General features: G+C 71.0%; 10 protein-coding genes and 1 tRNA gene. All 11 read left to right on the top strand.

Annotated features, from left to right (window positions below; translation table 11 throughout):
- Positions 1–2: 2 nt before the first annotated feature.
- The 11 genes from dnaG (at position 3) to ITJ50_RS12215 (ending at position 13,724) form a co-directional block, all read left to right on the top strand.
- A complete protein-coding gene (gene dnaG, locus ITJ50_RS12265; protein WP_194590595.1) occupies positions 3–1,919 on the top strand; it encodes a DNA primase in 1,917 nt (638 codons plus the stop codon).
- A gap of 1,036 nt (positions 1,920–2,955) precedes the next feature.
- Entirely contained in the window at positions 2,956–4,572 is a 1,617-nt protein-coding gene (locus ITJ50_RS12260; protein WP_194590594.1) for an ABC transporter substrate-binding protein, read from the top strand.
- Between the two features lie 117 nt (positions 4,573–4,689).
- Positions 4,690–5,766, top strand: coding sequence for an ABC transporter permease (locus ITJ50_RS12255; RefSeq protein WP_082046916.1), 1,077 nt, complete (start codon positions 4,690–4,692; stop codon positions 5,764–5,766).
- Positions 5,767–5,768: 2 nt separating this feature from the next.
- Positions 5,769–6,848 carry an ABC transporter permease gene (locus ITJ50_RS12250; protein ID WP_042539014.1) on the top strand — a complete coding sequence of 360 codons (1,080 nt, stop codon included), beginning with the start codon at positions 5,769–5,771 and terminating at the stop codon, positions 6,846–6,848.
- Positions 6,845–8,542, top strand: coding sequence for an ABC transporter ATP-binding protein (locus ITJ50_RS12245; RefSeq protein ID WP_194590593.1), 1,698 nt, complete (start codon positions 6,845–6,847; stop codon positions 8,540–8,542). The genes ITJ50_RS12250 and ITJ50_RS12245 overlap by 4 nt, the downstream gene beginning before the upstream one ends.
- A 148-nt stretch (positions 8,543–8,690) precedes the next feature.
- The gene (locus tag ITJ50_RS12240) at positions 8,691–9,620 is read left to right on the top strand and encodes an ATP-binding cassette domain-containing protein (protein ID WP_194590592.1); all 930 of its coding nucleotides are present in this window, start codon (positions 8,691–8,693) and stop codon (positions 9,618–9,620) included.
- Positions 9,617–10,627 carry a D-isomer specific 2-hydroxyacid dehydrogenase family protein gene (locus tag ITJ50_RS12235; RefSeq protein WP_228500351.1) on the top strand — a complete coding sequence of 337 codons (1,011 nt, stop codon included), beginning with the start codon at positions 9,617–9,619 and terminating at the stop codon, positions 10,625–10,627. Before ITJ50_RS12240 ends, ITJ50_RS12235 begins: the two co-directional genes overlap by 4 nt.
- Before the next feature lie 115 nt (positions 10,628–10,742).
- A tRNA-Asn gene (locus ITJ50_RS12230) sits at positions 10,743–10,815 on the top strand.
- A 129-nt stretch (positions 10,816–10,944) separates the two neighbouring features.
- Positions 10,945–12,477, top strand: a complete 1,533-nt coding sequence (locus tag ITJ50_RS12225; protein ID WP_194590591.1) for a hypothetical protein — start codon at positions 10,945–10,947, stop codon at positions 12,475–12,477.
- Complete coding sequence (locus ITJ50_RS12220; RefSeq protein WP_323749910.1) at positions 12,474–13,184, top strand: pentapeptide repeat-containing protein; 711 nt, start codon at positions 12,474–12,476, stop codon at positions 13,182–13,184. The genes ITJ50_RS12225 and ITJ50_RS12220 overlap by 4 nt, the downstream gene beginning before the upstream one ends.
- Before the next feature lie 51 nt (positions 13,185–13,235).
- The gene (locus ITJ50_RS12215) at positions 13,236–13,724 is read left to right on the top strand and encodes a hypothetical protein (RefSeq protein WP_140447958.1); all 489 of its coding nucleotides are present in this window, start codon (positions 13,236–13,238) and stop codon (positions 13,722–13,724) included.
- Positions 13,725–13,760 lie beyond the last annotated feature (36 nt).

The raw sequence follows: 13,760 nt of genomic DNA, 5'->3' as shown, positions 1-13,760 counted from the left end.
GGGTGGCTGGCAGGATCGCGCGGAACGACATCGACGAGGTCCGCTCGCGTGTCAACATCGCCGACGTCGTGGGCGACTACGTCACGCTGAAGCACGCGGGCGTCGGGTCGATGAAGGGCCTCTGCCCTTTCCACGACGAACGCTCCCCGTCGTTCCACGTCCGGCCCCAGGTCGGCCGCTACCACTGCTTCGGCTGTGGCGAGGACGGCGACGTCTTCAGCTTCATCATGGCGCAGGACCACACCACCTTCGCCGAGGCCGTCGAGCGCATGGCCGCGAAGATCGGCTACACCCTGCACTACGAAGAGGGCGACGGGCCGCGCACCGACTACAACACCCGCGCACGGCTGATCGCCGCGAACGAAGCCGCGCTCGAGTACTTCACGGGGCAGCTCACCACGGCTGCCGCCGACCCCGCCCGCCGGTTCCTGGGGGAGCGCGGGTTCGACCCTTCGGCCGCCCAGCACTTCGGCGTCGGCTTCGCCCCGAAGTCCTACGACATGCTCAAGGACCACCTGCGCGGGCGCGGCTTCACGATGGAAGAACTCGTCTCCGCCGGTCTCGTCAGCCAGGGCGACCGCTCGCCGTACGACCGGTTCCGTGGGCGCCTGATGTGGCCGATCCGCGACGTCACCGGAGCCACCATCGGGTTCGGCGCGCGCCGCCTGCTCGAGGACGACAAGGGCCCCAAGTACCTCAACACGCCCGAGACCCCGATCTACCACAAGAGCCAGGTGCTCTACGGGCTCGACCTCGCCCGCCGTGACATCTCGAAGCAGAAGCAGGTCGTCATCGTCGAGGGCTACACCGACGTGATGGCCTGCCACGTCGCGGGCGTCACGACCGCGGTCGCCACCTGCGGCACGTCGTTCGGGGTCGACCACATCAAGGTGCTGCGGCCGATGCTCGGTGACCTGGCGGGCGCCGACCCGAACGCCAACGGCGAGGTCGTGTTCACGTTCGACCCGGACGAAGCCGGGCAGCGTGCCGCCTCGCGTGCCTTCGCGGAGGAACAGCGCTTCGCGGCGCAGACCTACGTCGCCGTCGCGCCGGGCGGACTCGACCCGTGCGACCTCCGGTTGGCGCGCGGTGACGACGCCATCCGCCGACTGGTCACGAACAAGCGCCCGATGTTCGAGTTCATGATCCGTCGCACCCTGGACGGCCACGACCTCGAGACCGTCGAGGGGCGCGTCGGTGCCCTGCGTGCGGCCGCGCCCGTGCTCGCCGGTATCCGTGACCGCTCGCTGACGCAGGGCTACGTGCGCGAACTCGCCGGGTGGCTCGGCATGGAGATCCCCGAGGTCCGTCGGTCGGTCGAGACCGCCCGACGCCGTGCGGGGTCCGGGCAGGACGATCGGTCCGCAGGCTCGGGGCGGGACGGCCGTGCCGGAACCGGCACCGACGCAGCCGACACCCCCGACGAGCCCGTCGCCGGGATCCGCTCGCTGCCGAACGACCCCATCAGCCGCATGGAGCGCGACGCCGTGATGGCGATGGTGCAGCAGCCCACGTCCGTCGGGGCACCGATGCTCGGACTCGCCGCGTCGGCCACGTTCTCGACCCCGATGCTCGCCGCGGTGCGGGACGCCGTCGTCGCGAACGTCGACGTCATCGGTGCGGGGGACTGGCTCGACCGGCTGCTCACCGACGTGCCCGCGCCGCTGCGCACCCTGACCCACGAGCTCGCTCTCGCGCCGATCCCAGCGCGCAACGCGGAGGACCTGGCGGCGTACTGCCGGAGCATCGTCGTGGCCCTGGTCGAGCGCGACCTGCTTGCCCGCAAGGCCTCGTTGCTGGGGCAGCTGCAGCGGGCCGACCCGCACGAGCAGGCCGAGCGTCGCGCCGAGATCCAGCGGCAGCTCGTCGACATCGACGGGCAGCGGATGCGGTTGCGCGCTGACGCCGAGGCGTCCTAGCCGCTCGTCGTGCCGCTTGTGGCCGGGGTGAGCGGGCGTGCCCGCGTCCGGTCGCACGACACGCCGCGCGTGCGTCGCCGGGGGCGCGTGAACTGTCGTGCGGCGGGCCTGCGTGCGGCGGTCCGTGCTGCCCCAGGGGGTCCGAGCGTGGTCAGGACGTGCCGTGCGTGGTGCGTCGAGTGGTCGCAGACCGTCGGCTGGGCGGGGTCCGGCCGACGGGATGTGACCGCGCGGGGTGGGGCGGGCGGGGAGTCGTGACCGGTCGGCGGGGTGCGGGGCGTGGTCAGGACGTGCCGCTCGTGGTGCGTCGAGTGGTCGCAGACCGTCGGCTGGGCGGGGTCCGGCAGACGGGACGTGACCGCGCGGGGTGGGGCGGGCGGGGAGTCGTGACCAGTGGGCGGGGGTGGGAGGAATCGGCGGCGCCGGGACGGGCCTCCCGGCCGGGGTGCGCGGGGTGCGCGGGCGGGGCGAGGTCACACGACACGCGCGCGTGCGTCGCCGGGGGCGCATGAACTGTCGTGCGGCGGGCCCGCGGGCGGCGGTCCGTGCGGCCCCGGGGGGCCCGCGCGTGGTCAGGACGTGCCGTGCGTGAGGCGTCGAGTGGTCACAGACCGTCGGCTGGGCGGGGTCCGGCCGACGGGACGTGACCGCGCGGGGCGGGGCGGGCAGGGAGTCGTGACCGGTCGGCGGGGGTGCGGGGCGTGGCGGGAGGGGGACGAGCCTCCGGGACGGGCGTGCACCTCGACGAGGTCGCGCGAACCGGTGCACGACGGACCAGCAACCGGCAGTCCGTGCGACCTCGACCGCCCGAACACCCAGGTTGCACCGCGCAACTTTCGTGCGTGACGCGCCGCTCGACTCCGGCGGAATCATGCATCACGCGATCAGCCCGTGCATTACAGCGGTGTAAACAAATCGCCCCCGGTTCGTTCTGTTCCGTGACAGGGTGATACCAATGAGCGTTCCTGGCCGGGCACACAGACGTTCCACCCTCCGGCACAGGACTCTTGCAATCATGACCAGAGAGGCAGCGGACATGGCATCCGTGACCAAGTGGGGCAAGCGCGGCATCGCGCTCGGCGCCGGTGCAGCAGCGACGGCGCTGGTGCTGACCGGCTGCGCGAGCAGCAGCGTGAGTGACACCGAACTGAACGGCCTGAGCATCGGGACGACGGACAAGATCACGTCCCTCGACCCGGCCGGTTCCTACGACAACGGCTCCTTCGCCGTGCAGAACCAGGTGTTCCCGTTCCTGATGAACACACCCGTGGGGAGCCCGGACGTCGAGCCGGACATCGCCACGAAGGCGGAGTTCACGAACCCGACCACCTACGAGGTCACCCTCAAGGACGGGCTCGAGTTCGCCAACGGCAACAAGCTCACGTCGAGCGACGTGAAGTTCTCGTTCGACCGCGAACTGAAGATCAACAACGAGAACGGTCCGCAGTCGCTGCTGGCCAACCTCAAGAGCATCGACACCCCGGACGACACCACCGTGGTGTTCACCCTCGACCACGCCGACCAGACCTGGCCGCAGGTGCTCTCGAGCCCCGCGGGTCCGATCGTCGACGAGGACGTCTTCAGCGCCACGAAGCTCACCAGCGCCGACGACATCGTCAAGGGCAAGGCCTTCGCCGGGCAGTACCAGATCAGCTCCTACAAGGAGAACGACACGATCCAGTACAAGACGAACCCGAAGTACGACGGCCTGCTCGGCAAGGCGAAGACCGACGAGGTCACCGCCAGCTACTACACCAAGGAGACCGACCTCAAGCTCGCCGTGCAGAAGGGCGACGTCGACGTGGCTTACCGCTCCCTGACGCCGACCGACATCTCTGACCTGCGGGGAGACGACTCCCTCAAGGTCACCGACGGCCCCGGCGGCGAGATCCGCTACGTGGTCTTCAACTTCAAGACGCAGCCGTTCGGCACCGGGCAGGACGACGCCGACGAGGCGAAGGCCCTGGCCGTGCGTCAGGCCGCTGCCGACGTCGTCGACCGTGCCCAGCTCGCGAAGGAGGTCTACAACGACACCTTCACCCCGCTGTACTCGATGGTCCCGGACGGCCTGACCGGCGCGGTCCAGCCGTTCAAGGAGATGTACGGCGACGGCGACGGCGGCGCAGACGTGTCCAAGGCGAAGAAGACGCTGTCGGACGCCGGCGTCACGGGCAAGGTGCAGCTCGACATCCAGTACGCGCCCGACCACTACGGTTCGGCGTCGGACGACGAGTACGCGCTGCTCAAGCAGCAGCTCGAGGACTCCGGCCTGTTCACCGTCAACATCCAGTCGACGGTCTACACGACCTACGCCCAGGAGCGCACCAAGGACGCCTACCCCGTCTACCAGCTCGGCTGGTTCCCGGACTTCTCCGACGCCGACAACTACCTGTCGCCGTTCTTCACCAAGGAGAACTTCGTCCAGAACCACTACGACGACCCGGAGATCCAGGACCTCATCGCGAAGGAGCAGGCCGAGTCCGACCCGGACAAGCGTGCTGACCTGATCGAGCAGGCCCAGGAACGCGAGGCCACCCAGATCTCGACGCTGCCGCTGCTGCAGGGCAAGTCCGTCGCGGTCGCCGGCAAGGACGTCAAGGGCCTGACCCTCGACGCCTCGTTCAAGTTCCGGTACGCCACCCTGAGCAAGTAGCACCAAGCCCCACGTGCAGGCCGCGGGCGTTCCCACGAGGGACGCCCGCGTGCCTGTGCAACGGCGACGAAAGGCACCCACCCCGTGACCCTCAGCACTCCCGAGGCAACGCAGGACGTGAACGGCACCGATCCCACCAAGCCACAGGCACAACGCAGTGCCAAGAACAGTGGCGGCGGACTCGGCCGGTACATCCTCGTCAGGTTCCTCCTCATCATCCCGACCGTCTTCATCCTGGTGACGCTCGTGTTCTTCCTGATGCGCGTCATCGGGAACCCGATCACCGCGTCGGTCGGCGGCCGGCTCACGCCGAGCCAGCTGCAGGAACGCCTGCACGCCGCCGGGTACGACCGACCGGTGCTCGTGCAGTACTTCGAGTACCTCGGCAACATCCTGCGCGGTGACTTCGGCACCTCGTCGACGGACAACCGTCCGATCACCGACATCATCGTCACGTACGGCGGCGCGACCGCGGAGCTCGTGTTCTACGCGCTCATCGTCGCGCTGGTGCTCGGCATCCCGCTCGGCATGCTCGCCGCGTACACCCGCGACAAGTGGCCGGACGTGCTGCTCCGTGCGCTGGCGATCCTGACCTACGCCACCCCGGTGTTCTTCGGCGGCCTGCTGCTCAAGCTCGTCTTCTCGGTGTGGCTCGACTGGTTGCCCCTGGGCGACCGCGCGTCGACCCGGGTGTCGCTCATCCTCGACGGCATCCCCGGCGCGAGCGGGATCTACATCGTCGACGCGCTCCGCACCGGCAACGCCGAGGTCATCGGTGACGTGCTCCAGCACGCCGTCCTGCCCGCGCTGACGCTCGGCCTGCTCACCGCCGGCATCTTCCTGCGCCTGGTGCGCGCGAACATGATCGGGTCGCTCGGCTCCGAGTACGTCGACGCCGCCCGGTCCCGCGGTGTGCGCGAGTCGCGCTTGGTGCGCACCCACGCGTTCCGTCCGGCGCTCGTGCCGATCATCACCGTGATGGGGCTGCAGATCGCGATGCTCCTGGGCGGCTCGGTGCTCACCGAGACGACCTTCGGGTGGCGCGGCCTGGGCTTCGAACTCAACCAGTACCTGTCGGCCCGTGACTTCGTCGCGGTGCAGGGCATCGTCGCGATGCTGGCGGTGATCGTCGCGGTGACCAACTTCATCGTCGACGTCGTCGCCGCCCTGATCGACCCGAGAGTGAGGTTCTGACGATGGCCGACACCACCCTCGTCGACCGCCACGAGCCGCTCTGGAAGCGGCTCCCGGTGGTGGTCCAGCTCCGCAAGAGCACCGGTTGGCAGCGCGCGATGCTCATCGTCGGCGTCGTCATCTGCGCCCTGTACCTGCTCGTCGCGGTGTTCGCCCCGCTCCTCGCCCCGTACGGCTTCGGCCAGCTGCAGGGCGCGGACGGCGAGAGCTTCCCCCGCACCGGCGAACCGAGCGCCGAGCACATCTGGGGCACCACGGTCGGCGGCTTCGACGTGTTCAGCCGCGTGCTCTACGGCGCCCGCACGGCCGTACTCGTCGTCATCGTCGCCGTGATCGTCTCGATCATCGTCGGCGTCCTGCTCGGCATGGTCTCCGGGTACCTGGGCGGCTGGCTCGACCGCGTCCTGGTGGTCGTGGCCGACGCCATCTACGCGTTCCCGTCGCTGCTGCTCGCGATCATCGTGTCCATCGTGATCTCCGGCGGCAACTCGAGCTACTCGGGCGGCATCATCGCCGCGGCGATCTCGATCACCGTCGTCTACGTGCCGCAGTACTTCCGCGTGGTCCGTGCCGAGGCCGTCCGGCTGAAGAACGACGCCTTCGTCGAGTCGGCGCGCGTGATGGGCACGAACCCGTGGCGCATCATGACGCGCCACGTCCTGCGGAACTCGACGCGTTCCCTGCCGCTCATCCTGACGCTCAACGCGAGCGACGCGATCCTGACCCTGGCCGGGCTCGGCTTCCTGGGGTTCGGCATCGGCCCGACGTCCGGCGCCGAGTGGGGCTACGACCTCAGCCGCGCGCTCTCCGACGTCGCGAGCGGCGTCTGGTGGACCGGGGTGTACCCGGGTGTCGCGATCGTGGTGCTCGTGCTCGGCGTGACCTTCATCGGCGAGAGCCTGAACGACATCTCCGACCCCCGCCTGCGTGCACGCCGACGGCTGAAGCAGCTGGTGTCGACGAGCGACGCGCGCGGCACCGAGGCAGCGCGCGACGCGCGCCACACCCCCGACGGCAAGGCATCGCCCGACGCCGACGCAGCGCCCGACACGCGGAACGACACGGAAGGGACGGGCGCATGACCCCGACCACCCGCCTGGAACCGGGCGACACCACCACCGAACCCGTCGTCGTCGTCGACGACCTGACGGTCACCTTCGCGACCGACGGCGGCGCCGTCGACGCGGTCAAGGGCGTCAGCCTCGACGTCCGCCCCGGCGAGGTCCTCGCCCTGGTCGGCGAGTCCGGCTCCGGCAAGTCCGTGACGGCCCGCAGCATGCTGCGGCTCATGCCGGAGACGGCGACACTCGGCGGCGCGGTGCTGCTCGACGGCACCGACGTGGTGAGCGTCGGCGCGCAGAAGCTCCGCAGCCTGCGCGGAACGGCCGGGGCGATGGTGTTCCAGGAGCCGTCGACCGCGCTCAACCCGGTCTTCACCGTCGGGTGGCAGATCGCCGAGGGGCTCCGTGCCCACGGCGGCGTGTCCAGGAAGGAAGCACGGGCGAAGGCCATCGACTACCTCGGTCGCGTCGGGATCCCCGACCCCGAGACCCGCGTCGACCACTACCCGCACCAGTTCTCCGGTGGGCAGAAGCAGCGCGTGGTGATCGCGAGCGCCCTGGCCCTGGAGCCGAGCGTCATCATCGCCGACGAGCCCACGACCGCGCTCGACGTCACGGTGCAGGCCGAGATCCTCGACCTGCTGCGCCGGTGCCGCGACGAGTTCGGCACGGCGATCGTCGTCATCACGCACAACATGGGCGTCGTCGCCGACCTGGCCGACCGCGTCGCCGTGATGTACCAGGGCGAGATCGTCGAGGAGGCGACGGCGACGGCGCTCTTCGCGACGCCGCAGGCCGACTACACCAAGCGGCTGCTCGCAGCGGTGCCGCGGCTCGAAGCGTCGACCGGGGTGGCCCGGCGCGCCGCGATCGCCGAGGACGTCACGCCCCTGGTCGAGGCGAAGGGGCTCGAGATCGAGTACCCCGGCCGGCTCGGCTCGCCGGCGTTCAAGGCCGTCAAGGGCATCGACCTGGCGATCCGTCCTGGTGAGGTCCTCGGCCTGGTGGGGGAGTCCGGCTCGGGCAAGACCACCATCGGCCGCGCCATGGCCGGTCTGACGAAGGTCACGGGCGGCTCGCTCACGGTCCTCGGTGCGGAGATGCTCGGGTACCGCGAACGCGACTTCAAGCACCTGCGCAAGGACATCGGGTTCGTGTTCCAGGACCCGGCGACCTCGTTCAACCCGCTGCTGACGATCGCCGAGTGCGTCGCCGAGCCGCTGGTCGTGCACAAGGAGGTCTCGAGCCCCCGCGCCGCGCGCAAGCGGGTCGACGAGCTGCTCGAGGCCGTCCAGCTGCCGGCAGCGTACGGCGACCGCTACCCGCACGAGCTCTCCGGTGGGCAGCGCCAGCGCGCGTCGCTCGCCCGGTCGCTGGCGCTCCGGCCGAAGCTGCTCATCGCCGACGAGCCGACGAGCGCGCTCGACGTCTCGGTGCAGGCTCGGGTGCTCGAGCTCTTCCTCGAACTGCAGCAGGACCTCGGCTTCGCGTCGCTGTTCATCAGCCACGACCTCGCGGTCGTGGGCGCGCTGTCCGACCGGATCGCCGTGCTCTACCGCGGCGACCTGATCGAGACGGGCACGACGGCCGAGGTCCTCGGCGCCCCGCAGCACCCGTACACGCAGCGACTCCTCGCGTCGCTGCCGGTGCCCGACCCAGCGGAGCAGGCGGAGCGACGGCGTACGCTGGAGCGACTGGAGAACGTCGGGTCCTGACCCGACGTGACCCGCCCCGGAGGCCCGGCCGACGTCGTCGACGAACGCCGCGCCTCCAGGGTGGTCACCTCCACTGCTGTACGCACGACGGGCCTGCCAGGGCGGCCCGTCGCGAACCGTCGCCAGGGGGCGGCGTGGAAGGGGACCCATGATCGCGGTCAACGGACCGGCGGTCGTCGCGGACGACGTGTCGATCGAGTACCGGGGCGGACGCGGGGGCGAGTCCATCCGGGCCGTCGACGGCGTGAGCCTGTCGGTGCGGCAGGGGGAGATCCTCGCCCTGCTCGGCGAGTCGGGGTCGGGCAAGTCGACCTTCGCCGCCGCCATCGCCGGTCAGCTCGGATCCCACGGCGAGGGCGAGGGTGCGCTGCGTCGGCACATCGTCGGCGGCGAGCTGACCGTGCTCGGGCAGAAGACCCGGGGCCTGCGTCCCTCGTCGCGCAAGCTCGAACGGCTGAGCGGCCGGATCGGCTACCTGCCGCAGGACGGCGCGGACCGGCTCAGCCCGGACCTGACCGTCGGCGAGGCCGTGGCCGAACCGATCTACGCACGCGACCGCCGGTTCGACCGGCGTGAAGCGGGGCTCATCGTGGCTCGGCTGCTCGACGCCGTGCACCTGCCGCTCGGGACGATGCGCCTGAACACGTGGGAGCTCTCGAGCGGTCAGCGCCAGCGTGTGGCGCTGGCGAAGGCGCTCGTGCTCGAACCCCAGCTGCTGGTCGCCGACGAGCCCGCGCGCGGTGTCGACGTCCTGGTGCGGCAGTCGGTGCTCGAGGCCTTGGCGACCCTGCAGCGCGGACGACAGTTCTCCGCCGTCGTCGTGTCGAGTGACCTGCGCGAGGCCCGTGCGCTGGCCGACCGCGTCGCCGTGATGGCCGATGCCCGGCTCGTCGGGCTCGGCACCTTCGACGAGGTCCTCGACAACCCCGTCGACCCCTACGTGAAGACCCTCGCGTCGACCGCGGCGCGTGGTGTGAAGCGCCGTCCGGCGCCGACGACGGCCCGCCGCTCGTCCGCGCCGCGCCGTCCGTTCGCCGCCGGCACCGGCCCGCGCACCGACCGTCAGGAGAACGCATGAGCACCCCGACCCAGGGCCCGCGCGGCCACCGTGCCGTCGTCCCCACCTCGGGTGCGCCGCTGCCGGTCGAGGCCCCGCAGGCCGGTCCCGTCGCCGTGCTGCCCGAGCCGACCGACCTGCACGTGGACGCCGTCACCGCGGCCGGTGGGACCGTCGCGCCGCTCGACGCCGACACCCGCGGGATCGTCTGGCTCGACCCCCACGACCCGTCCGGCCTGGCCGACGCCCTGTCGTCCGTGCCCGGCGTCGGTTGGGTCCAGCTGCCGTTCGCCGGCGTCGACGCCTTCGCGCACCTGATCCAGGAGCACGGCGACCGCGTGCTGTTCACCTCGGCGAAGGGCGCCTACGCGGAGCCCGTCGCCGAGCACGCACTGGCACTGACCCTCGGCACGCTGCGGGTCCTGCAGCAGCGTGCCCGTGCGTCGTCGTGGGCGACCGAGCCCGAGGGCGTCTCGCTGTACGGGCGGAACGTCGTCGTCATCGGTGCCGGCGGGGTCGCGCTCGAGTACCTCCGGCTGCTCGCGCCGTTCGACGTCGAGGCCACCGTGGTGCGTCGCTCGCCCGACCCCGTACCGGGAGCCGCTCGGACCGTCACCACCGACGAACTCGATCAGGTCCTGCCCGACGCCGACGTCGTGATGATCGCGGCGGCGATGACCTCGGGCACCGCGAAGCTCTTCGGCGAGCGGCAGTTCCGGCTCATGAAGCCGTCCGCTCGGCTCGTGAACATCGCGCGCGGCGGACTCGTCGACACCGATGCCCTGGTCGCCGCGTTGCGTGCCGGGGAGATCGCTGCGGCGGGCCTCGACGTCACCGACCCGGAGCCGCTGCCCGACGGCCACCCGCTTTGGTCCGAGCCCGGCGCGGTCATCACCCCGCACCAGGCCGACACCCCGGAGATGGTCGCGCCCCTGCTCGCCGAGCGCGTCCGGCTCAACACCACCGCCTTCCTCGGGGGTGCCGGCGAGGGCTTCGTCGGCGTCGTCGACCCGGTCGCCGGGTACTGACTCCGGGCGCCCACCGCGCGGCGCGCCCGGGCGGCGTGTCCGATGCGGTGGCGGGCCTCAGGGTCCTGCTATGCTGTTACCCGTTGTTCGCACGTCATTCGCCAGCGGACAGTGATCCTCGATAGCTCAATTGGCAGAGCAGCCGGCTGTTAACCGGCAGGTTGTTGGTTCGAGTCCAACTCGGGGAGCGACAGGTCCTCACCCCTCGGGGTGAGGACCTTTTGTGTTCCCGACGGTCCGAATGCCCTCGTCGGGCCCAGCGGGGCGCGCTGCTAGCCTGGGCGGGCGCACCCAGAACCACGGAAGGCCACTGTTCGATGTCGTTGACCCACGAGTCCGCCACCGGACGTGTGACCGGTGACCGGTCCACGGGTCTGCTGGACCGGGCCAACCGCGTGCTCTCCTCACGCACCGCGTTCGTGGTCTTGCTCGTGGCGTTCCTGCTCGTCGGCTTCCTGTTCGCCGTCACGATCCACGTCCCTGCTTCGGCGGCCCCGGACGAGCGTCGGCACATCGGCAACATCATGCTCTACGCGGCTCGCCCGTGGAACGCCGGCCCGTTCCTGCAGGACGTCGACGCGTCGAAGCTGTGGCTCGGCGAGGTCACGCGGTTCCCGGCGTACCTCTACTACTACCTGATGTCGTTCCCGGCGAAGGGGACGCAGGCGCTCGGGCTCCACCTGGAACAGACCGTGATGGTGCTGCGGAGCATCGACGTCCTGGCTGCCGGGGCCGGTCTGTACGCCCTCCGTGCGATGTTCCGGAACGCCGGGGTCCCGACGGCGATCGGCCTGCTCGCCACCGTGGTGACCGCTTCCACCGGCCGCTACGCCTGGCAGGCCGCCACCATCAGTTACGACGCGCCGTCGATGGCCGCCTTCTTCCTCTTCGCCGCCGTCGCGGTCAAGGTCGCCCGTGGCGGTGGACTGCGAACGCTCGCGTGGCTGGTCGTCACCGCGATGCTGGCGCTCATGTTCAAGTACTCCCAGGCGCCGCTCGTGCTGGCCGGAGCCTTCTTCGCCGTGCTGTTCCGGTACCGCGTCGACGGTTTCTCGTGGCTCCGGCACCCCGTACGTCGAGCCGTCTCGGGCTTCCGCGAACGGCCGTGGCGATCCGTCGTCCTGGTGGTGATCGGCGGTGCGTTGCTCGCCCTGGTGCTCGAGCGCTTCGGTGTGAACCTGCTCGTCTACCGGGCACTCAACCCCGACTGCGCCGAGATCCACAGCCGCGACGCGTGCATGAACTTCGGCATCTTCCGTCGGAACTACAACGCGGTCCGGACCCACGACCTCGAGGTCGCCGCCGGCACGCTCGAACCGTTCCGGCCGGTCTCCTTCCTCTGGATGTGGATCACCACCTACTTCCGGTCGCTCTTCTTCTTCTGGGGTCCGTCGCTGCCCTGGCGCCCGAACACCGCCGTCGTGCTGTTCGGCGCCGTCGCCAGCGTCGGTGCCGTGGCGATCGCGGTGACCCAGATGCGCCGGGTGCTCCGGAACGCGGCCATGTGGTGGCTGGCAGCCGTCCCCGTCGCCTACACGGTGGCGGTGCTGTGCTTCAACGCCGCGACCGCGGTGAACCTCCGGCAGGACTTCGCGTTCTCGGGCCGCTACCTGTTGCCGGTGCTGCCGATGATCGCGGCCGTGGTGCTGCTCGGTCTCGCCTCGTGGATCCGACGGCTGCACGGACGCGCGGCCACCGTGGCGTGGGTCGTCGTGATCGTGGTGGGCGTCGTGCTCTTCGTCTTCTACAACCCGATCAGCGCCTTCTTCCCGTACGCCAACTCGGCGGCCTGGTACTCGAGCTGGGCCCGCGACGTCCTGCCCCAGTGGCTCACGGGGGTGCGCTCGTGAACCGCGCCGCACGGTTCCGCGGCGTCGTCGTGGCTGCCCTGACCATCCTGTTCTTCGTCGTCATCGGCGTCGCGGCCTTCGCGCGAACCGGGGGGACCAGCGCCGGGGAACGCCAGATCGGTTCGTGCACGGTCCGCACGGCGCCCGAGCCGGGTGCCGTGACGACCTGCGCGGAACAGGACCTCGCCGGTGTGCGCTTCGCCACCGTCGACCTGCGTCTGGCCGACCTGCACGGCGCGGACCTGCGCGGTTCGGACCTGCGTGACAGCGTGCTCTACGGCGCCGACCTGCAGGGGGCGAACCTGCGCGGAGCGGACCTGCGTGGTGTCGACCTGTACAGCGCGGACCTGCGGGGGGCGGACCTGCGTGACGCCGACCTGGGCAGCGCGGACCTGACGGTCGCCGACATCAGCGGGGCGCAGATCGACGGCATCGACCTGAGCAAGGCGAAGCTGGCCGGTCTGACCGTCAAGGGGACGCCACTGGAACTCGCCGACCGGACGCTGCAGAGCCCCGACGGCAAGCCGGTGACCGTGCCCATCCGGCTCGACCTGCCGCGCGGGGTGTCGTCGACGAGCTGCGTCCGACAGGACGTGCAGGCTCCGGTCGGCACCACCCAGGTGCGCTGCCGGATGAGCACCGATGCCGACCGCGGTGGTCGGCTCGACCAGCGCGCGACGATCACGGTCACCGGCCCGACACCCTGACCGACGTCGCTCGTGCGGCTGGTACCCGGCGGATGCTGTTAGCGTTCACAGGTGCACCGTTCTCGTTCCCCTCGATCCGCCCTGCTGGGCGTCGTCGTGGCGGTGACGGCGGTGCTCACCGGCTGCAGCAGCGTCGGCCCTGACACCGATGCGTCCGAGGACCCGACGAGCTCGGACACCGGGCTGGGTTCAGGCGCGTCACCGGTCGTCTTCGCGTTCGTCTGCGGCGGGGACGGCGCTGACCGCGCGAGCTACACGACCTACGCAGCGGTGTGGGAAGCCGCGCGTGCCGACTGCTCGGCGAAGCGGCTGACCGGCTCGGTGCCGTCGAGCCAGCAGCAGTCCGCGGTGACGGCGGCGCGCGGTGACGCGACCCTGGTCGAGCTCGCGAGCGCCTGCGCGGTGCGGGACTCGGCGCCGTGGACGTCGGCGGTCGCCGACGAGCGCGGTGCCCACGTGGCCGAGGGGCTCCTGCGGTACTGCCCGGGGCACCCGGAGACCGACCGCCTGCGGGACGCGCTGGCGGCGTACCGGGGCTGACCCGGGCCTCCAGACCGACCGCCTGACCCACGACCG

It is taken from the genome of Curtobacterium sp. VKM Ac-2889 (assembly GCF_015350855.1).
GTDB classification, from domain to species: Bacteria; Actinomycetota; Actinomycetes; order Actinomycetales; family Microbacteriaceae; genus Curtobacterium; species Curtobacterium poinsettiae.
The sequence above is the reverse complement of the archived record's forward strand: the minus strand, read 5'-3'. Positions and strand labels throughout refer to the sequence as shown.